We start from the raw sequence: 20,259 nt of genomic DNA on the forward strand, positions 1-20,259 counted from the left end.
CCCGCCGAGCCCTGCGTTCGTCACACCCTTAGCGGGAGTTAGTTGCGGCTGCTACCAAACAGACGCAGCACGAACATGAACATGTTGATGAAGTCGAGGTAGAGGCTCAGCGCCGACATGATGACGACCTTGCCGACCATGTCCGTGCCCGCGACCTGCGCGTACAGGCTCTTGGTACGCTGCGTGTCGTAGGCGGTGAGGCCCGCGAACAGCAGCACGCCGACGCCGCTGATGACCAGCTGCATCACGCCCGACTGCAGGAACATGTTGATCAGGCTCGCGACCAGCAGGCCGACGACACCGATGATCAGGAACGTCCCGAACGCCGACAGGTCGCGCTTGGTGGTGTAGCCGTACAGGCTGAGACCAGCGAAACCGGCTGCAGTAGCGAAGAACGCACCCGCGATCGACGTGCCGCTATAGACCAGGAAGATGGTCGACATCGACAGGCCCATCAGGACGGCAAAGCCCCAGAAGAGCATCTGCATCGTGCCGGTCGACATCTTGTTCTGGCCGTAGCTCATGCCGAACACGATCGCGAGCGGCGAGAACATGATGACGTACTTCAGGATGCCACCGCTCATGAACACCTGTGCGGCAGGCGACTCTGCGCCGCCCCATGCGAACAGCATCGCGACGATGCCCGTCAGCAGGACAGCCGAGCCCATGTAGTTATACACGGACAGCATGTACGACCGGAGACCAGCGTCATAGGCCTCGGTACGCTGGCCCGTGGCCGTCGTTCCGAACGGCGCGGCGCGGGGCCGGGGGTCAGACCAATTAGCCATGGTGAAATCAGCTCCTTTGTCCGGCATGGTGCCGGTTACAGTGAATATCGTCTTTTACAGGACGCTTTTCAAGCAGAGTGGTTGCATCGGCATGGTGGTTCGCGGTTAACCTGCCGCAATCCATGATCCGCCTTTTTGTCGCCCTCCGCCCGCCGCCCGCTATCCGTCAGAGCTTGCTCGACATAATGGAGGGCGTGCCCACCGCACGATGGCAGGACGAGGAGCAGCTGCACGTGACTCTCCGCTTCATCGGCGAGATCGAACGACCGGTCGCCGAGGACGTCGCCGTCGCTTTGAGCCAGATCGTCGCGCCGGTACCGAGCGTCGCGCTCACCGGAGTCGGCCGCTTCGAGAAGCGCGGACGGACAGATACACTATGGGCCGGCGTGTCGCCGCACGAGGCGCTCGCCGCCCTCCACCGCAAGGTCGATCAGGCATGCGTCTGCGCCGGCCTCCCGCCCGAACATCGCGCCTATCTCCCGCACATCACCGTCGCGCGGCTGGCACGGTCGGCGGGCGTCGGGTTCGCGCTCGAGGACTGGCTCGCGACGCATGCCGCACTGTCGAGCGCGCCCTTCCCGCTGCCCCATCTCGTGCTGTACCAGAGCTATCTCGGCCGCGACGGCGCGACGTACGAACCGGTCGCGCGCTGGGCGCTCGATACCGGGGGTGGAACCTGAGCCACGGCGAAGGGTTCGCCAAGAGACAACAGGGAGAGACACTATGCGGATTGCGACACTGGCATTGCTCGGCGCGGCGACGATCGGGCTGACCGCCTGCGAGAAGAATGGCATGGAGACCGGCGCACCCGTCGCAGGCGGCCAGCGCGCCACCGCCACGCTCCAGACCGCGACCGGCACCGACGTCGGCCGCGCCACCGCCACCGAAGTCGCGGGCGGCCTCCGCTTCACGCTCGACGCCAAGGCGATGCCCCCCGGCACGCACGGCGCACACATCCACATGGTCGGCCGCTGCGAAGCCCCCGACTTCACGACCGCGGGCGGGCACTGGAACCCGACCGGCATGAAGCACGGCAGCATGAACCCGCAGGGCCCGCATGAAGGCGACCTGCCCAACCTCGTGATCGGCACCGATGGCCGCGGCACGATCGGTATCACGATCCCAGGCGCGACGATGGCCGGCCTGATGGATACGGACGGCTCGGCATTCGTGGTGCACGCGAGTCCGGACGACCTGATGACCGATCCGTCCGGCAACAGTGGCGGGCGCATCGCCTGCGGGGTGTTCCAGGCGGGGTAAGCACGTAGCCCCTCCTAACGCTTCGGGAGGGGCGTGTTCGCGTGTATAATTTCCGTTCGTGCTGAGTAGAGACCGAGTAGTCGCCGAAGGCGGCGTATCGAGGGCTCGTATCGAAGCACATCTCTCGCGCACTGACCTGCCCCTCCCCGTTCGCCCTGAGCGTAGTCGAAGGGCACGCCCCAAGCGTAGGTACTTCGACTTCGCTCAGCACGAACGGAAGAGGGTGGCCGGGATGGGGTCAACAGGAGCGGTTAAACCGCCTCCCCCGCGGCCCGCGCTCGGGCCTCCCGCGTAGCTTCAGCCCCAGGTGCCAGCCGATACGCCGCAACCGCGCACGCCAAGGTAATCGGCGTCACCACCAGCAACGATAGCATCCCGATCGACAAGCTCCCGGTCAGCGTCGACACACGCCCCGCCATATATGGCCCAAGCGCGAGCCCGATCAGCGTCGTCCCGATAAAGAACGTCGCGGTCGCCGTCCCCCGCATCCGCGGCAACACCATGTCCTGCGTGGTCGCCGCCGCCGCCCCGAGCGCACACGACGCGGTCAACTGCGCGAGGAATATCCCGGTATAGAACGCGACCGGTGACGACGCGGTGAAGGCAAGGATCAGGAACGGCACCGGCACCACCGCACCGAAGATCACCACCCACAACCGCCCCGCCGGATTCCCTTGCCGCAACCGATCGGACACCACCCCGCCGATCGTCAGCCCCAGGAAACCCGCGGTCGCGCCGAGGCTGCCGATCATGAACCCCGCCGACGCCGGCGTCGCGCCAAGCTCGCGCAACGCATAGGGCGCCGCCCAGAAACTCGCGGCATAGCTCAGGAACGCGTTCAGCCCATACGCCACCACCGTGCAGAGAAACGCGGGCGTCCCTACGATCAGCGCGAAGGTCGGCGGATCGCGCCGCTTCAGCGCCGAGGCCCACGAGAACACCGCATACACGCCGATCCCGATTGCCACCCATTGCGGCCAGGGCTCGCCCGCCGCGACCAGCCCCGACACCGCCGCGACCACCGCCGCAAGCGCAACCAGATTATACCCGAGCGCTCGCGCTCCCCCCATCGCCGCGCCGATCAAGGTCAGCGGCGGCACGATCGTCACCAGCTCGGCCCCGAACGCGCGGAACGGCGCCGGATGCTTCTCCGGCTCGGGCAGACCCTCGACCAGCCCGCGGATCGGCTCCTTCAGCGTCGCAATCCACACCGCCAACAACAGTCCCGGCACGCCGACCGCCATGAACGCCGCCTGCCAGCCGACCAGCCCGAGCGGTCCGCCGCCGGGATAGGCCTTGTTCCAGCCCTGCACGATCAGCCCGCCGATAAACAACGAACAGCCGCCACCGACGTACAATCCAGCGGAGTAGATCGACAACGCCGTCGCGCGCAGCCGCTTCGGGAAATAATCGGAGATGATCGAATACGCCGACGGACTCGCGGTAGCCTCGCCGATCCCCACCCCAATCCGCGCCGCGGCAAGATGCCCGCCGGTCTTCGAAAAGCCCGACAGCGCGGTCATCACCGACCACAGCGACAACCCGATCGTCATCAGCCTGACGCGGTGCCAATTGTCCGCCAGCCGCCCGAGCGGGATGCCGAACAGCGAATAGAACACGCCGAAAGCGGTGCCATACAGGAACCCGAGATCCTGGTCCTTGAGCCCGAGGTCGCGCTTGATGTCCTCCGCCAGGATCGAGATGATCTGCCGGTCGACGAAGTTCAGCACATAGACCAGGAACAGCACCGACAGCACGTACCAGGCGTAGCGCGATGCGCCCTGTTCGGAGGGCGGGACGACGCCCGAGCTATCGCCCGACCGGTCAGCAAGCTCGTCTATAGTCGCCGCCATGATCCCTCCTCGATGTTTTCGAAGCTTGGGTATCAGAGCTTACCAGATAGAAAAAGCTGTTTCGACCCTATCGGGTACGCCCGGCCCTCAGTGTGCCCCAAGCCGCCGCCGACGGCTCGCGCCCTTCTCAAGCCGGCGTAACAAGGTCTCGATCGTTTGCGGCTGCGCCGCCTCGTTGGGGGGCGTGGTCGGCTCGGCCGGGGGCGTTGCCGGGGCGACGACGGTCGGCTCCTGCATCGGCAGTTCGGTATCGGCGTGCCCCTTCGCCACAGGCACGTCCCCCGGCTCGAGCATCGCCACGGGATCGGCGTTGCCGGCTGCCGCCCTTCTGTTGAGGGCGACGCTCTCCGTCGCGTTCAGCGAGATGTGGATCAGCGACGACACCGGTCGAGCCGGTGCCATCGGTGTCGGCAGGATCGCCGTCGGATCGAACGCGGCCAGCGGAAGATCGAGATCGACCGGAATGCCGCGCTCGTCACGCGCCTTGCCGACGCCGACCTCCATCATCGGCGTGCCGAGATCGGCAGCCGACATCGGTTTGCGCGGCGGAGCGTCGGGATGCGCATCGGCGCGACGGACCACGGGCAGATCATCGTCGCGTCGCGGCCGCCGGACGAGCAAACCGCCAGGCCCTACCAACAGGAACATCGACGACCACAGCAGCGCCGCGGCCAGCATGCCACCGCCCAAGGCCAGCAACAGGCGCGCCGTCATGCCGAGCGGCGGTGCGGCGGCCGGGATCAACGACGCAACCCCGGTGGTCCAGACCAGGCCTTCGAGGGTGGTGGTCGGCGACAGGAAGACGCCGCCCGCGACGATCACGGCGCCGACGACCGCGCCGTAGACGGGGACCGAACGGATCAGGCGTTGGCGGAGGAATGCGACCATCAATTTTCCCGTGCCGCGGCTGAAACGAGCCGCTGATAGACAGGTGCATAGCGTAGAATGTTTGACGACCAGTTACGCTCCGCCTGCACGAAGGCGCGGCCCTGTGCTCGCCGCGCGTCCCAACCCGTGCGATCGTCGAACATCGCACCCAGTGCCGCGGCGATCGCGGCGGGATCGTCGGGCGCGAACAACGTGCCGGTATCGCTCGCCTTGCCCTCGGCGCGGATCAGTTCGCGGTGACCGCCGACATCCGACGCCGCGACCAGCCGCCCCTGCGCCATCGCCTCGAGTGGTTTCAACGGCGTGACCAGCTCGGTCAGCCGCATCCGTTTGCGTGGATAGGCGAGGATGTCGACCAGCCCGTAATAGCGCTCGACCGCGTCGTGCGGGACGCGGCCGATAAAGCGGATCGCGTCGGCGACCGGCGATGCCCCCGCCTGCGCGCGCAACGCAGCCTCCATCGGGCCACCGCCGACCATCAACAGGCGTGCGTTCGGACGCCGCGCCACCAGCATCGGCATCGCCGCGATCAGGTCGTCCAGTCCCTCGTAATCGTAGAAGCTGCCGATGAACCCAATCACGTCCGCGCCATCGAGCCCCAGTTCCGCGCCCAGCGCATCGTCGCGTGGCGGGGCGGTCCCGAACAGGTCGAGATCGACGCCATTGGGCGACACGATGATCTTGTCCGCCGCGATCCCGCGCACGACCAGGTCGCCGCGCAGGCCCTCGCAGATCACCGCCACCGCATCCGCGCGCCGCACCGCCCACGTCTCGAGCGCGCGCGTCGCCCGGTAGCGCAGCGACGTCGCCGTACCGGTTCCGTTGCCGACCGCCGCATCCTCCCAGAACGCACGGATCTCATACACCAGCGGCAGCTTCCGCTTACGCGCCACGATCAGCGCGGCGAGCGCATCGATCACCGGCGAATGCGCGTGGAGGATGTCGGGCTTGAAGGCATCGACCGCGGCCTCGATGCGCCGGGCAAACGCGGCGATCCCAGCGACCTCGCCGATCGGGCCGGACGTCAGCGCCGCCGGCGTGCGATGAAAGGTCAGCCCGTCGACCGACTCCACCGACGCCGACGCGTCGCCGTGCCGCGGCCCGGTCACCGCCGCGACGGTCCACCCTAGCCCCTCCTGCGCCTTGAGGATCGCCCGCGTGCGGAACGTATAGCCGCTCTGCAACGGAAGGCCGTGATCGAGGATATGAAGAATGCGCATCGTGCTATCCGCTTGCCACCACATCGCTTAACGGCGCGTCAACCGACCCGACCTAAAGCTGTCGGTCCTAGCATCGTTGCCGGAAGGAGGCCGCCTTATGATCGACAATCTCGCACTCGGCCTCAGCCACGGGCTGATGATGCTCGCTGCGTTCCTTTTGCTCAAGCGCCCCGACCTCGATCGCGAGCCGAGCCCGCACGATACGCCCGAGAAGCCCGCCCCGAAGACCCGCCCCGGTGCGTGATCTCGCCTTCATCGCGTTCCTGCTGGCGTTTTTCGGGATGGGCTTCCGGCGGCCGTTCCTGCTGGTACTGGTCTACGTCTATATCGATATCGTCTCGCCGCAGCGCCTCACCTACCTGCTGCTCAACACCATCCCGATCTCGTTGATCGCGGTTGCGCTCGCGGTCGGCGGCTGGGTGCTCGCCGACGACAAGCGCGATACGCGGGTCGGCGCGCGGTCGATCCTGATCGTCGTGCTGATGCTCTATTGCTGGGCCACCACGCTCGCAGCCGACTTCCCGGTCGAGGCACTGGAAAAGTGGGACTGGGTGTGGAAGGCGCTGATCTTCGCCGCGTTCCTGCCGCTGACGCTGCGGACGCGGTTGCGGATCGAGGCGCTGCTGGTGTTCATGGTCCTGTCCGCCTCGTCGATCATCATCGTCGGCGGGATCAAGACGATCGCCAGCGGCGGCGGCGGCTATGGCCAGTTGAACCTGATGGTCGATAATAATTCCGGCCTGTACGAGGGCAGCACGATCAGCACCGTCGCGATCGCGATCATCCCGGTGATCTTCTGGTTCATGGGGTATGGCACGATCTTCAAGCGCGACTGGCGGCTGAAGGGCTTCTGCCTCGCGCTGGTCTTTGCGTGCCTGCTGATCCCGGTCGGCACATCGACCCGTACCGGGCTATTGTGCATCGGCCTGCTGGCGCTGCTGTCGTTGCGCGCGGTCAAGCGCAAGGGTCTGTATCTGGCGGCGATTGCCGCGCTCGGGGTTGCCGCCGTGCCGTTCCTCCCGTCGACCTTCACCAACCGGATGAACACCATCAAGACCTATCAGGCGGACGAATCCGCCTCGACCCGGCTGGCGGTGTGGAAATGGACGATCGACTATGCGAAGGATCATCCGTTCGGCGGCGGGTTCAACGCCTTTCTCGGCAACCGGATCCGCTACGACCTGAAGACCGCAGAGGGTGGCGCGATCACCGGCGGAACGAAGGTCGAGGTCGACAAGGCGCGCGCGTATCACAGCGCCTATTTCGAGATGCTTGGCGAACAGGGCTATCCGGGGCTGGCGCTCTGGCTGGCGATCAACCTGATCGGCATCGTCCGGATGGAGGTACTGCGCCGCCGCTACCGCGATCCCGACGACGAACTCGCCTGGGCCGGACCGCTCGCCGCCGCATTGCAGAGCGCACATATCGTCTATCTGCTGGGCGCCGCGTTCATCGCGATCGCGTTCCAGCCGTTCATCTACATGCTGATCGGGGCGCAGATCGGCCTCGACACGTATCTCGGCCGCAAGCGCAGCGAGCAGACGTTCCGGCCGATGCGCCGCGTACCGCAATCGCGACCCGCCCCCCTGTGAAGACCTGCGCGTGAAGACCGAGCTTCGGGCGCTGACCGGCGCGCGCGGTCTCGCCGCGTGGCTGGTCGTCCTCTACCACATCAGGCTGTCGATCGCCGGGCTTCCGCAGGCGGCGCTCGTCATCATCGCCAAGGGCTATCTCGCGGTCGACTTCTTCTTCCTGTTGTCCGGTTTCGTGATCTGGCTGACCTGGCATGAACGCCTGCGTGTGCAGGGCGTCGCCGGGATCGGCCCGTTCCTGCGCAAGCGGATCGCGCGGATCTGGCCGCTGCACATCGTTGTGCTGGCGGGTGCGGTGGCGCTAGCGCTGGTGTTCGTCGCGACCGGCCGCGCCGACCCGGTCGATTATCCCTTCGCACGACTCCCGCTCGACATACTGCTCGTGCAGAATTGGGGGTTCACGGACCGCCTGGCCTGGAACAATCCGAGCTGGTCGATCAGCGCCGAACTCGGCGCCTATCTGCTGTTTCCGCTGCTGATTGCGACGGTCGACTGGCGGCGGCTAGCCAGCCCGGTCTTGCTGGTCGTCGCACTGGCGATCCTCGTGCTGCTCTACCTCACGACGGCCGCCCCGACGCTCGGTACCGATATCCCGCGCTACGGATTGCTGCGATGCCTGACCGAGTTCGCGACCGGTACGATCGTGAGCGCGCTCTGGCTGCGGTGGCGTGATGCTAGGAAAAGGCCGATCGTTATCGCTGCGTCGACCGCAGGCATCGCGCTTCTCGCGGCCTGGGCGGCTGGAGCACCCGAAACGCTGATGGTCCCGGCTGCGTTCGCTTGCCTGCTACTCGTATTGGCGCTCACAACCGCGGCAAATCACAATCCGCTCTCCAGCCGGACGATCCACTATCTTGGCGAGATCAGCTACGCCACGTATCTCGGCCATTTCATGCTGTGGGTGGTGTTCAAGTTGCTGTTCGTCAGCAACGTGGCGGCTGTCCCGCCGATATTGATCGCGCTATACCTCAGCCTGGTACTGCTGGCCTCGATCGCGCTCTACCACCTGGTAGAACGCCCCGCGCAACGCAAACTCAACAGGCCCCCCTCCCGCCTGCGGGAGGGGTCGGGGGAGGGGCTGCGATAAAAGCCGCAACCCCGTCCCCTCCCCTAACCCCTCCCGCAAGCGGAAGGGGAACACATCAGTCGACCGGCTCGTCAGCCAGTTCTTCCTCCAGCGCATCGATGATCGCCTTGTTGAACGCAGGAATATCATCCGGCTTGCGGCTCGTGATCAGATTGCCGTCGACCACGACCGCCTCGTCCACCACGTCCGCCCCCGCATTCTCCAGGTCCGTGCGGATCGACGGGAAGCTCGTCACGCGGCGTCCGTCGATCACGTCCGCCTCGGCCAGCAGCCACGGCGCATGGCAGATCGCGGCGATGATCTTGCCGTCCTCCATGAACTCGGTGATGATCTCGATCGCGCGCTCTTCCTGGCGCATCGTGTCGGGATTGGCGACGCCACCCGGCAGCACCAGCGCGTCGTAATCGTCGGTATCGACCTCGTCGAGCGTCAGGTCGGGCGTCGCCGTCTCGGCCTTGTTGATGTCGCCCTTCATGCCCTGGATCGGATCGGTCTTGATCGACGCGAGCGTCACCTTCGCGCCCGCCGCCTCCAGCGCTTTGCGCGGTTCGAACAGTTCGACGGTCTCGAAACCATCGGCAGCGAGCATCAATACGCGAGCTTGGGAAAGATCGGCCATGTCATGTCTCCAGTGAAATCCCGTGCTCCCTCAACCAAGCGCAGCCCGCCTCGTTCCGGAACGATGCGCCTTCCCGAACATTTGCAGAGATAGTCAGAATCAGACGCCCCCAAGGGACCACCGCATTGCCCACCAAGATCGTGTATTCCGACGACTCCAAGCCCGGCATCACCCGCAAGAAGATGCGGAACGGCTGGGGCTATTGGGATGCCAAGGGCGAACGCATCACCGACCGCGAAGAAATCGACCGGCTCGACGCAGTCGGCCTTCCCCCCGCCTACCGCGATGCCTGGTTCTGCCCCAAGCCCAACGGTCATATCCAGGCGGTCGGCTGGGACGAGAAGGGGCGCAAGCAATACCGCTACCACCTCGGCTTCCGCGAGGCACAGGAAGCCGCCAAGTACGAACGCTGCGCCGACTTCGGCCACGCCCTCCCCAAGATCCGCAAGGCGGTCGAGGCCGACCTCCGCAAACGCTCGCTGACCCGCGAACGCGCGGTCGCCGCGGTCATCCGCCTGCTCGACGGCGGCCACATCCGCATCGGCAACGAAGCCTATGCCGAAGCGAACGAAAGCTTCGGCGCCACGACGCTGCGCAAGCGCCACGGCGAGGTGAAGGGCTCGACCCTGAAGCTCCAGTACAAGGGCAAGTCGGGCAAGATGCGGACGCTCAGGATCACCGACCGATCGCTCAGCAGCTTCGTCAAGAAATGCCAGGACCTCGACGAACAGCATCTGTTCGCATGGCTCGACGATGCCGGCGTCGCGCACCCCGTCACCTCGACCGACGTCAACTGCTACATCCGCGACGTCACGGGCACCGATTTCACTGCCAAGAACTTCCGCACCTGGGCCGCCAGCGTTGCCGCGTTCGAGGCGCTCGCGTCCGCCGAGCGGGACCTCAGCCTCAAGACGATGCTCGAACCCGTCGTCGCCCGCCTCGGCAACACCCACGCGATCGCGCGGAAAAGCTACGTCCACCCGTCGCTGATCGCGCTGGTGAAGACCGGGCAGTCGACTTTCCGCAAGGCGCTCCGCCTTCCGCGCGCCAAGCGCTATCTCAGCCGCGAGGAATGTGGCCTGATCACCTTCCTCGAAGCCGGCACGCCCGCTGTCGCGACACTGGCCAAAGCGGCCTGACGAGTATTCCCATGACCAATACCACTGCCGCCGCCAAGCAACCGATCTTCGACGCGGGCGATGTCGGCGACCAGGCCCAGGGCTTCGTCACCGCCAGCTTCGCCTGGGTCCAGGCCTATTGGCTCCAGATCCTGATTGCGTTCGGGATCGGCGCGGTGATCGTCGTCGCGCTCCACACTGCACGCCGCTTCGGCAGCAAGCTCTGCGAACGCCCGCGTGCGCTGAACGGCTGGGGCATCGTCGTCGGCAAGGCGATCGCCCGCACCGGCAATTTCTTCATCGTCATGCTAGCCGCCAAGCTGGTCGCCGGATACTCCGCCGCCCCGGGCGAAGTCGCGACGACGATCAACTTCCTCTTCACCGTCGCCGCGGTGTTCCAAGCCGCCGTCTGGGTCCGCGAGATCATCCTCGGCGCGATCGAGCACCGTACGCAGTCCGAACATTATTCGGGTGAAGCGTTGCTCTCGGCGATGGGCCTGATCCGCCTGCTAGTCACGTTCGTGGTGTTCGCGGTCGCGCTGGTCGTGGTCCTCGACAATCTCGGCGTCAACGTCACCGGCCTCGTCGCGGGTCTCGGCGTCGGCGGCATCGCGATCGGCCTGGCGGCACAAGGCATCTTCGCCGACCTGTTCGCCGCGCTCGCGATCATCTTCGACCGCCCGTTCCGCCGCGGCGACTCGATCAGCTACGACACCGCCTCGGGTAGCGTCGAAGCGATTGGCCTCAAATCGACGCGCATCCGCGGCATCGACGGCGAAGAGCGCGTGATCTCGAACAAGAACCTCCTCAACAAGGAGATCCTCAACAACACGCAGCGTAACCACCGCCGCGCGAAGTTCGTCATCGGCGTCACCTATTCGACGCCGCCCGAAGTCTGCTCGCGCATCCCCGCGATGCTGAAGGAGATCGTCGAGGCCAACGACAAGATCTTCACGCGCGCCGGCTTCACCGGCTTCGGCGCGTCTAGCCTCGATTTCGAGGTCCAGTTCGACAGCAAGGGCCCCGATTATGCGAGCTTCTACGATGGTCGCACCGCGGTCGGAATCGCGATCCTGAAGCGCTTCAACGACGAAAAGATCGAGATAGCCTTCCCGACGCAGGTCAACATGATGGCGGCACCCGATGGCTCGGTGGTGATGCCGTATCCCGAAGGGCGACGGGCGGAGACGCAAGCAACGCCGGCCTAAACCCCGTCACCCCGGGCTCCACGGCTCCTCAATCTCCACGCCCGAGAATATTTGAAACCGTGGATGCCGGGACAAGCCCGGCATGACGGGTTTCACGCTCCGCCCCCCAATCACCACCCCGGCGAAGGCCGGGGCCCAGTTGGGAGGCGCCTGTGATGAAGGACGCGCACCGTTACTGCGGCCTTTCCAACTGGACCCCGGCCTCCGCCGGGGCGGTGTACTTGGTCAAACGCTAGGCATTTTCCCTTCGATCAGCGTGTTTCCCCGCGAAGGCGGGGACCCAGACTGGGCTCCCGCCTTCGCGCGAGAACACCAATGCGGAACGAGCGATCAAATGCCGTCGCTCGCCCTCTTTAGAACATCGGGTTCGCCGCCTCACCTCCACAAACCCACCATTTTCCTCTTCCCGGTCAACCCGGCCTTGCGATACCCCCGCCGACGCGCCTAAAGACGCAGCAGCGCCCAGCGCCAACCAGAGAGGAACCCCGTGGCCACGATCACCACTGCCGAAATTCAGGCCCGCATCGGCACCGAGACGGTCTCCGACTGGGTCGAGGTCACGCAGGCCATGATCGACAAGTTCGCCGACGCGACCGGCGACCACCAGTTCATCCACATCGATCCTGCACGCGCGGCGCAGACCCCGTTCGGCGGCACGATCGCGCACGGTTTCCTGACGCTGTCGCTGATGCCTCTGCTGTCGTCGAAGGTCCCCGATGCGCCGACCATCGAAGGCGCGAAGATGGGCGTCAATTATGGCGGCAACTCGGTCCGCTTCCTGACCCCCGTCCGCTCCGGCTCGAAAGTCCGCGGCCGGTTCAAGCTGCTCTCGTTCGACGAAAAGCGCCCCGGCCAGTGGCAGCAGACCAACGCCTTCTCGGTCGAGATCGAAGGCCAGGAAAAGCCCGCCCTGATCGCCGAATGGATCAGCCAGATTTTCGTTTGAAACTAATTCCCCTCCCGCTTGCGGGAGGGGTCAGGGGAGGGTCCGAGATAGCCGCGATTGCGCCGGCTGCTCTGCCCCCCCCTCCCCCAACCCCTCCCGCAAGCGGGAAGGGAGCAGATAAGGATAAAATCATGCGTTCAGCCGTCATCGTCTCCACCGCCCGCACCCCCATCGGCCGCGCCTACCGCGGCGGCTTCAACAACACCCCCGCCCCCACGCTCGCCTCGCATTCGATCAAGGCCGCGGTCGAGCGCGCCGGCATCGACGGGGCGGAAGTCGACGACGTCGTCTTCGGCTGCGCGCTCCAGCAGGGCCACCAGGCCGGCAACATCGCCCGCACCTCGCTGCTGCGCGCCGGGCTCCCCGTCACCGTCTCGGGCATGTCGGTCGATCGCCAGTGCGCATCCGGGCTCATGGCGATCGCCACCGCGGCCAAGCAGATCATCACCGACAACATGGACATCACGATCGGCGGCGGCGTCGAGAGCATCAGCCTCGTCCAGACCCCGCAGATGCGCGTCGCCCCCGATCCCCAGCTGATCGCGATGCACAAGGACGTCTACATGCCGATGCTGCAGACCGCCGAGGTCGTCGCCAAACGCTACGGCATCAGCCGCGACGCGATGGACGCGTACGCGCTTCAGTCGCAGCAACGCACTGCCGCCGCGCAGGCCGCTGGCTATTTCGACGCGGAGATCGTCCCCGTCGACGCCAACATGGCGATCGTCAACAAGGAGACGAAGGAAGTCACGTACAAGGACGTGACGATCACCAAGGACGAGGGCAACCGCGCCGACACCACGCTGGAGGGGCTCCAGTCGCTGAAGCCAGTGATGGGCCCCGACTTCACGATCACCGCGGGCAACGCATCGCAGCTGTCGGATGGCTCGTCGTCGTCGGTACTGATGGAAGAGAAGATCGCCTCGCAGCGCGGTCTCCAGCCGCTCGGTCGCTATGTCGGCATGGCGGTCGGCGGCACCGAACCCGACGAGATGGGCATCGGCCCGGTCGTGGCGATCCCCAAGCTGCTTAAGCGCTTCGGCCTCAAGATGGACGATATCGGCCTGTGGGAACTGAACGAGGCGTTCGCGGTGCAGGTCCTGTATTGCCGCGACCATCTCGGCATCCCCGACGAGCTGCTCAACGTCAGCGGCGGCGCGATCTCGATCGGCCACCCCTACGGCATGACCGGCGCCCGCGCGACGGGCCACGCTCTGGTCGAAGGCAAGCGGCGCGGCGCGAAGTATGTCGTCGTCACGATGTGCGTCGGCGGCGGCATGGGCGCAGCCGGGTTGTTCGAAGTACTGTGACCTTGAAATCCACGCCGGTGTAGCGCATGTACTATACCGGCGTTGCATACACCGCCTTTCTTGTCTGAGCCTCGGTCGTGCTAGCGGCCGGGGCTCAATACGTTTGGGACTCGACTGCTAGATCGAGCCCCTCCCGTGCACCTAGCCTTTGCGTGACACTTCGATGATCTTCACGACTAATGTCGCGAAGGCGAAGAGCATGCCGAGGATGAGGCACAGATCGGCAAGTTGCATACACCTTACCTTTCTTGTTCGGCAGCAGAACTACTGCCGTCGCCATCATGGCGCCCTCCGCGCGCTTTCACCAAGCAGCATCGCATAAGCCGATCCGGCCGCCCCCGCGCAACCAACCTCCGCCCCGCCCGTTCTCAGTGGCAATCCAAGCCAATAGGAGAATGACGATGGCCGACAAGGATACCCCGCAGGAAGTCGCAGCGAAGTTCATCGACAAGCTGAAGGCCAGCCCGTTCGTGATGATCGGCTTGCATGACGGCCAGCATTCCGAGCCGATGACCGCGCAGATCGACGACGATCAGCCCAACACGCTGTTCTTCTTCGCCGGCCGCGACAACCGCATCGCCAAGGGCGGCGCGGCGATGGCGCAGTTCGTCGGCAAGGGCCATGATTTCTTCGCGTGCATGGCCGGCGACGTCTCGACGTCGAACGACCGCACGCAGATCGACAAGCTCTGGAACAACCAGGTCGAGGCATGGTTTCCGGGCGGCAAGGAAGATCCCAACCTCACGCTGCTGCGCTTCGACATCGATAGCGCCGAGCTGTGGGAAACCGACATCTCGATCGGCGGCCGCCTCAAGATGCTGTTCGGCGGCACGATCCGCTCGGACGAGTCGAGCAGCCACGCAGTGGTAAACTCGATCGCGTAACGACTGCGGGCAGCCTGCAAGGGCTGCCCGTTTTCCATCACCCGTTCGCGGTGATGAACTCTTCCACAGCGGGCGCGATCTTGTCGCGCCAGCGCGACCCGTTGAAGATGCCGTAATGACCGGCCCCTTCCGCCATCAGATAGCGCTTCTTCTCGTCGGGTAGCGCAGTCGCCAGCGTCAGTGCCGCCTTGGTCTGGCCCAAGCCCGAAATGTCGTCGCGCTCACCCTCGACCGCGAGCAGACCGATATCGGTGATCGCCGCCGGATCTACCAGCCGACCACGATGCGTCATGATCCCACGCGGCAGCGCATGGCTCTGGAACACGACGTCGATCGTCTGGAGATAGAACTCCGCGGTCATGTCGCAGACCGAGCGATATTCTTCGTAGAAATCCTGGCTCTGCGACGCGCTTTCGCCATCGCCTTGGACGAGATGCTTATACATCTCCCAGTGCGAAACCATGTGGTTGCCCAGATTCATCGACATGAACCCGGCGAGTTGCAGGAAGCCGGGATACACCTTCCGCCCCGCACCCGGATAATTGCCCGGCACGGTCGCGATGACGTTCTGCTCGAACCACGCATGCGGCCGCTCGGTCGCCAGCGTGTTGACCGACGTCGGCGCCTCGCGCGTATCGACCGGTCCGCCCATCATCGTCAGCGTCTTGGGACGACACGGGTTCTTGTCCGCACTCATCAACGCGACCGCGGCATAACATGGCACCGAGGGCTGGCAGACGGCGAGCATGTGCGTGCCCCCCTGCCCCTCGTTGGGACCGATCTTTTCCAGGAAGGCGATCAGATAATCGATGTAGTCGTCGAGATCGAACCGCCCCGCCGACAGCGGCACGCTGCGCGCATCGCGCCAGTCGGTGATGTAGACGTCGGCGAACGGCAGCATCCGCTCGACGGTGCCGCGCAGCAATGTCGCGTAATGGCCGGACATCGGCGCCACGATCAGCAGCTTCGGACCGCCCTCGACGACCCCATTGTCATCGGCGCGCACGAAGCGCTTCAGCTGCCCGAAGCCCTTCCGCAGCACGATCTCCTCGCGCACCGCGACCTCGCGCCCGTCGATCGTCGTCGTGTCGAGACCAAAGGCAGGCTTTCCCCGCGTCGCATTCGCGTGTGCGAACACTTCGAGCGCCGATGCGACCACCGTGCCGCCGCCCAAATAGGCGAACGGGTTTGCCGGATTGTTCAGCATATCCGCGCCGAAGCTCGCCATCTTGCTGGCGCCGGCCATCATCGAACGCTGGAATTCATAGGCATCGTAGAGCATGCGGTATCCTCTCGCCTCATCGGGCTTTGCACGGTGGTAACGCAATTTTGCCGCAGTGCAACGCGCGATCGACCGCCGCTCCGTCCCGCGCGACCGGATCACCGCTCGCTGCGACGCCCGGTTCTCGTTGAGCGCCACCCCCGCCACTGCTAGGCACCGCGCATGGCCAAGCCGATACCCGAAGAGAAGACCTCCCGCCGGATCGGCGATCTCGCGATGGTGTGGCGTCACGCCTCCCAATACCCCCGCCAGATCGCGTTCGCGGGGCTCGCGCTGATGATGACCTCGGCCGCGACGATCGGAATTCCCTACGGGTTCAAGCGAGTGATCGACCGCGGCTTCGGCCCCGGTGCGGGCGGTTCGGTCGCCAACTCGTTCCACTATTTGCTGATGATCGTCGTCGTACTCGCGCTCGCAACCGCAGTGCGCTTCTACTACGTGTCGTGGCTCGGCGAGCGCGTCGTCGCGGATATCCGCACCAACGTGCAACGCCACCTGCTCCGCCTGACGCCCCGCTTCTTCGAGGAGAACCGCCCGTCGGAAATCGCCTCGCGCCTCACGTCAGATACTGCGCTGATCGAACAGGTCGTCGGCAGCACGGTGTCGATAGCGCTCCGCAACACCTTTACCGGCATCGGCGGGCTGATCTACCTGTTCGCGATCTCGCCCAAACTCGCGGGCATGCTGATGATCGGCATCCCGCTGATCATCCTGCCGATCGCGCTGCTCGGCAAGCGCGTGCGCAACTACTCCCGCACCTCGCAGGACCGTGTCGCCGACGTCGGCTCGATCGCTACCGAGACGCTCGGCGCAATGAAGGTCGTGCAGGCATTCGGGCAGGAAGACCGCGAGGCGATCCGCTTCTCCGACGCGGTCAGCGCGACCTTCGCCGCGGCTCGCGCTCGGATCATGCTCCGCGCCGTGATGACCGCGATCGTAATCGGCCTCGTCTTCGGATCGATCACATTGGTCCTGTGGGAAGGCGCGATCGACGTCGCCGCCGGGCGCATCAGCGGCGGCGCGATCGCCGCGTTCGTCCTGACCGGCGGCATCGTCGCCGGCGCGTTCGGCGCGCTGACCGAAGTGTACGGCGACCTGTTGCGCGGCGCCGGTGCCGCCGGACGCCTGTCCGAACTCCTACGCGAAAAACCCGAGATCGCCGCGCCCGCCAACCCTGTCGCCCTGCCCCAGCCGCCACGCGGCGCGCTCGCGTTCGAGGGCGTGCAGTTCCACTATCCGACGCGGCGCGACGTCGCCGCCCTCAACGGCTTCTCGCTCGACGTGAAGCCCGGTGAGACGGTCGCCGTCGTCGGCCCCTCCGGCGCAGGCAAGACGACCCTCTTCCAGCTGGTCCAGCGCTTCTACGACCCTGACGCCGGCCGCGTGACGCTCGACGGCATCGACCTGCGCGATGCCGACCCCGCCGACATCCGTGCACGCATCGCAATGGTCCCGCAGGAGACGATCATCTTCGGCGCCTCGGCCCGCGACAATCTCCGTTACGGCGACTGGTCGGCAACCGATGACCAACTCTGGGCCGCCGCTGAAGCCGCCAACGCCGCCGAATTCCTACGCAAACTCCCCGAAGGCCTCGACACGTTCCTCGGCGAGGGCGGCGCACGCCTTTCCGGCGGCCAACGCCAGCGCGTCACGATCGCGCGCGCGCTCCTCCGCGATGCGCCGATTCTGCTGCTCGACGAGGCCACCAGTGCGCTCGATGCCGAAAGCGAGCGACTGGTGCAGGAAGCGCTCGAACGGCTCATGGCGAACCGCACCACGCTAGTCATTGCGCACCGCCTAGCGACCGTACGCGCGGCCGAGCGGATCATCGTGATGAGCGATGGTCAGATCGTCGAGGAAGGCTCGCACGCGTCGCTGATGACCAACAGCGGGCTGTATGCGCGGCTGGCGAGCCTGCAGTTCAACGAGGCCGCCTAAACCTTCGTGGGCTTGGGCTTCTTCGGTTTCGGCATCGGCAGTTCCGCGGTCGAGATACGGACGAGTTCCGCCAGCCACTCGGCATCGTCCCAGCGGTCCGCGTCGACCAGCAGGCACGGTTTCGCGCCCGGATAGGGCGGCGCTTCCTCGATCGCCCCCGCGAACGCGCGGCCGCCCGGTGTCGGCTTCACGAACAGCTGGTCGTCGCAGATCAGCGCGACCATTTTGCCGTCGCAATAGACGCCGTATTCGCCGAACATCGGCTTTGCGGAGACCTCCCCCGCCGCGGCGAGCTGGTCGACGATGAATGCGACGGTCTTGCGATCGGATGCCATCAAGCAATCCTCGCAGATCGCCGCGGCCTTGGCGAGCCATGCCGACGACGGCGTTCCACTTGCGATGCCATGCCCGCGCGCGCAAACTCGGCAAAACAGGAGATGGATATGCGCGACTTCGACATCGTCATCTACGGCGCGACCGGGTTCACCGGGCGACTCGTGGCGGAGTATCTCGTCCAGACCTACCCGACCGGCGTTCGCTGGGCGATGGCCGGGCGATCGTTCGCAAAACTGCAGGAGGTCCGCGACCTGATCGGTGCCCCCGCCGACACGGCGCTGATCGCTGCCGACTCGGACGATCCCGCCAGCCTCCGCGCGATGGCCGAACGCGCCACCGTAGTTATCTCAACGGTCGGACCGTACCAACTGTACGGCTCCAACCTCGTCGCCGCCTGCGCCGCGACCGGCACCGGTTACGTCGATCTATGCGGCGAGCCGGCCTGGATGCGACACATGATCGACGCGCACGAAGGCGAAGCGACGCGGACCGGTGCGCGCATCGTGTTCTCCTGCGGGTTCGACTCGATCCCATTCGATCTCGGCGTGCTGACATTGCAGGAGGCGGCGAAGGCCAAATACGGCGCACCCGCACCCCGCGTGAAAGGCCGCGTGCGCAAAATGCAGGGCACGTTCTCCGGCGGCACCGCGGCCAGCCTAAAGGCGACGCTCGCCGCCGCCGCCCGCGATCCCGGCATCGTCAAGCTGCTGACCAGCCCGTTCGCGCTCACCCCTGGCTTCCAGGGGCCGCACCAGCCCACCGGGCTGCTCCCCGAATACGACACGACCCTCTCGGCGTGGGTCGCGCCGTTCGTGATGGCGCCGATCAATACCAAGAACGTCCACCGCACGAACTTCCTGCTCGGCGAGGCGTATGGCGCGGACTTCGTCTATGACGAGATGATGGTCGCCGGCCTTGGCGATATCGGCAAGGTCGCGGCGGAGGCGATCGCGAAGTTCAATCCATTCTCGGGCGACAAGGGGCCGAAGCCAGGCGAAGGGCCGTCGAAGGAGGAGCGCGACGCCGGCCATTACGACCTTCTGTTCGCAGGCATCATGCCCGATGGCGAGCGGATCGACGCGGTCGTCACCGGCGACCGCGATCCGGGCTATGGCTCGACCAGCAAGATGATCGCCGAGGCGGCGCTGTGCCTCGTCCAGGACGTGGAGGGCGATGGCGGGATCTGGACGCCGGGTGCGCTGATGGGGGCGAAGTTGCGCGATCGGCTGGTGGCGAAGGCGGGGCTTACCTTCACGGTCGGGTGATCAACTGCGGAAGAACCGCGTGGCGATCCAGGCGATCAGCACCGACACGATGATCGCGATCGGCACGGCGAGACGTCGGCGTCGCTCGATCGCAGCATAATGCGCGTCGAGATCGAAATAGAAGCGGCCTGGTGCGGTTCCGCGGACAATGCCGTTGGCGCGCAGCCGATCGAACGTTGCCTGCTCCGAAGCGTTACGAGGTTGGAACGCGATCGCATCGTCGGGTCCGATCGCGTGGCGCGCCAGAAACAGCGCCGGGATCACTCCACGGATCCGATGCGGACGCAACGCCATCGGCACGCCGGATGGGCGCGGATTTACCGGCGAGAGCCTATTCGGCAAGCGCGAAGACCGTCGCCGCCGCCGCAACGCTTGCAGCGACGCCCGATACTCCGACGATCGCTGCGGCTCGAAGTCGTACCGAAGCGCGAAATGCGCCAAGTTTGCGGGCGTCGAGATGGTAACGCCCGGCCCCGTCGTCGACGATCGCGCCATAGACTCGAAGTCGGCGAAATATCCGCGCGTCGTTCGCGACATAGGGGATCGCACGACCAGCCGACGTGGCCCGTGCCGCAACGAAATCCTTGACGATCCGTCGACGCGATCGGCCTAGAATAAGTCCCCTCATATTCTTCCCCCCGCGCCGATCTCGCATAGCGCGGGGG

At 65.9% G+C, this 20,259-nt stretch carries 21 protein-coding genes; 12 read left to right on the forward strand and 9 right to left on the reverse strand.

Going from position 1 to position 20,259, the window contains the following annotated elements; translation table 11 throughout:
• Nucleotides 1-38 precede the first annotated feature (38 nt).
• Nucleotides 39-788: a Bax inhibitor-1/YccA family protein gene (locus ASG20_RS09045; protein WP_056052897.1), complete on the reverse strand. Its 750-nt coding sequence runs from the start codon at nt 786-788 to the stop codon at nt 39-41.
• A gap of 122 nt (nt 789-910) precedes the next feature.
• On the opposite strand from ASG20_RS09045, the gene thpR reads away from it, so the two are divergent.
• Nucleotides 911-1,468, forward strand: coding sequence for an RNA 2',3'-cyclic phosphodiesterase (gene thpR, locus ASG20_RS09050; RefSeq protein WP_056051276.1), 558 nt, complete (start codon nt 911-913; stop codon nt 1,466-1,468).
• A gap of 43 nt (nt 1,469-1,511) precedes the next feature.
• The gene (locus tag ASG20_RS09055) at nt 1,512-2,048 is read left to right on the forward strand and encodes a superoxide dismutase family protein (protein ID WP_056051278.1); all 537 of its coding nucleotides are present in this window, start codon (nt 1,512-1,514) and stop codon (nt 2,046-2,048) included.
• Nucleotides 2,049-2,299: 251 nt separating this feature from the next.
• Here the strand turns inward: ASG20_RS09055 and ASG20_RS09060 are convergent, their stop codons facing one another.
• From ASG20_RS09060 to ASG20_RS09070, 3 genes are all read right to left on the reverse strand, one after another.
• Nucleotides 2,300-3,901 (reverse strand): spinster family MFS transporter, encoded by a 1,602-nt coding sequence (locus ASG20_RS09060; protein ID WP_056051279.1) that lies wholly within the window; start codon nt 3,899-3,901, stop codon nt 2,300-2,302.
• Nucleotides 3,902-3,988: 87 nt separating this feature from the next.
• The gene (locus tag ASG20_RS09065) at nt 3,989-4,789 is read right to left on the reverse strand and encodes a hypothetical protein (RefSeq protein WP_056051281.1); all 801 of its coding nucleotides are present in this window, start codon (nt 4,787-4,789) and stop codon (nt 3,989-3,991) included.
• Entirely contained in the window at nt 4,789-6,009 is a 1,221-nt protein-coding gene (locus tag ASG20_RS09070; RefSeq protein WP_056051283.1) for a TIGR04063 family PEP-CTERM/XrtA system glycosyltransferase, read from the reverse strand. Before ASG20_RS09070 ends, ASG20_RS09065 begins: the two co-directional genes overlap by 1 nt.
• A gap of 97 nt (nt 6,010-6,106) precedes the next feature.
• On the opposite strand from ASG20_RS09070, the gene ASG20_RS19655 reads away from it, so the two are divergent.
• Genes ASG20_RS19655 through ASG20_RS09080 form a run of 3 tightly spaced genes read left to right on the forward strand, consistent with a single transcriptional unit; the run spans nt 6,107 to nt 8,688 of the window.
• On the forward strand, nt 6,107-6,253 hold the full coding sequence (locus ASG20_RS19655; protein ID WP_168371616.1) for a hypothetical protein: 147 nt from the start codon (nt 6,107-6,109) through the stop codon (nt 6,251-6,253).
• On the forward strand, nt 6,246-7,601 hold the full coding sequence (locus tag ASG20_RS09075) for a putative O-glycosylation ligase, exosortase A system-associated (protein WP_056051285.1): 1,356 nt from the start codon (nt 6,246-6,248) through the stop codon (nt 7,599-7,601). Before ASG20_RS19655 ends, ASG20_RS09075 begins: the two co-directional genes overlap by 8 nt.
• A gap of 10 nt (nt 7,602-7,611) precedes the next feature.
• Nucleotides 7,612-8,688 (forward strand): acyltransferase family protein, encoded by a 1,077-nt coding sequence (locus ASG20_RS09080; protein WP_330218667.1) that lies wholly within the window; start codon nt 7,612-7,614, stop codon nt 8,686-8,688.
• Between the two features lie 55 nt (nt 8,689-8,743).
• Here the strand turns inward: ASG20_RS09080 and ASG20_RS09085 are convergent, their stop codons facing one another.
• Entirely contained in the window at nt 8,744-9,307 is a 564-nt protein-coding gene (locus ASG20_RS09085) for a type 1 glutamine amidotransferase domain-containing protein (protein ID WP_056051289.1), read from the reverse strand.
• Nucleotides 9,308-9,489: 182 nt separating this feature from the next.
• Between ASG20_RS09085 and ASG20_RS09090 the strand changes: the two genes are divergently transcribed.
• The 5 genes from ASG20_RS09090 to ASG20_RS09110 all read left to right on the forward strand — a co-directional run bounded on the left by ASG20_RS09090 (nt 9,490) and on the right by ASG20_RS09110 (nt 14,773).
• A complete protein-coding gene (locus ASG20_RS09090; protein WP_056052902.1) occupies nt 9,490-10,446 on the forward strand; it encodes a DNA topoisomerase IB in 957 nt (318 codons plus the stop codon).
• 11 nt (nt 10,447-10,457) lie between these two features.
• Complete coding sequence (locus tag ASG20_RS09095; protein ID WP_056051294.1) at nt 10,458-11,633, forward strand: mechanosensitive ion channel family protein; 1,176 nt, start codon at nt 10,458-10,460, stop codon at nt 11,631-11,633.
• Nucleotides 11,634-12,120: 487 nt separating this feature from the next.
• Nucleotides 12,121-12,579: a MaoC family dehydratase gene (locus ASG20_RS09100; protein WP_056051297.1), complete on the forward strand. Its 459-nt coding sequence runs from the start codon at nt 12,121-12,123 to the stop codon at nt 12,577-12,579.
• Between the two features lie 131 nt (nt 12,580-12,710).
• Entirely contained in the window at nt 12,711-13,889 is a 1,179-nt protein-coding gene (locus ASG20_RS09105) for an acetyl-CoA C-acyltransferase (RefSeq protein WP_056051299.1), read from the forward strand.
• Between the two features lie 401 nt (nt 13,890-14,290).
• Entirely contained in the window at nt 14,291-14,773 is a 483-nt protein-coding gene (locus ASG20_RS09110; protein ID WP_056052905.1) for a pyridoxamine 5'-phosphate oxidase family protein, read from the forward strand.
• 37 nt (nt 14,774-14,810) lie between these two features.
• Here the strand turns inward: ASG20_RS09110 and ASG20_RS09115 are convergent, their stop codons facing one another.
• A complete protein-coding gene (locus tag ASG20_RS09115) occupies nt 14,811-16,055 on the reverse strand; it encodes a polyhydroxyalkanoate depolymerase (RefSeq protein ID WP_056051300.1) in 1,245 nt (414 codons plus the stop codon).
• 162 nt (nt 16,056-16,217) lie between these two features.
• Between ASG20_RS09115 and ASG20_RS09120 the strand changes: the two genes are divergently transcribed.
• Nucleotides 16,218-17,993, forward strand: a complete 1,776-nt coding sequence (locus tag ASG20_RS09120; RefSeq protein ID WP_056051302.1) for an ABC transporter transmembrane domain-containing protein — start codon at nt 16,218-16,220, stop codon at nt 17,991-17,993.
• On the opposite strand, the gene ASG20_RS09125 is transcribed toward ASG20_RS09120, so the two are convergent.
• A complete protein-coding gene (locus ASG20_RS09125; RefSeq protein WP_056051304.1) occupies nt 17,990-18,328 on the reverse strand; it encodes a TfoX/Sxy family protein in 339 nt (112 codons plus the stop codon). The two genes, ASG20_RS09120 and ASG20_RS09125, sit on opposite strands and share 4 nt — an antisense overlap.
• A 108-nt stretch (nt 18,329-18,436) precedes the next feature.
• Between ASG20_RS09125 and ASG20_RS09130 the strand changes: the two genes are divergently transcribed.
• Complete coding sequence (locus ASG20_RS09130; protein WP_056051307.1) at nt 18,437-19,594, forward strand: saccharopine dehydrogenase family protein; 1,158 nt, start codon at nt 18,437-18,439, stop codon at nt 19,592-19,594.
• On the opposite strand, the gene ASG20_RS19360 is transcribed toward ASG20_RS09130, so the two are convergent.
• Nucleotides 19,595-19,858 (reverse strand): hypothetical protein, encoded by a 264-nt coding sequence (locus ASG20_RS19360; protein ID WP_156364194.1) that lies wholly within the window; start codon nt 19,856-19,858, stop codon nt 19,595-19,597.
• A gap of 67 nt (nt 19,859-19,925) precedes the next feature.
• Nucleotides 19,926-20,222, reverse strand: a complete 297-nt coding sequence (locus ASG20_RS19365) for a hypothetical protein (RefSeq protein ID WP_156364196.1) — start codon at nt 20,220-20,222, stop codon at nt 19,926-19,928.
• Nucleotides 20,223-20,259: the final 37 nt, after the last annotated feature.

This window comes from Sphingomonas sp. Leaf198 (genome assembly GCF_001424005.1).
GTDB lineage: Bacteria > Pseudomonadota > Alphaproteobacteria > Sphingomonadales > Sphingomonadaceae > Sphingomonas.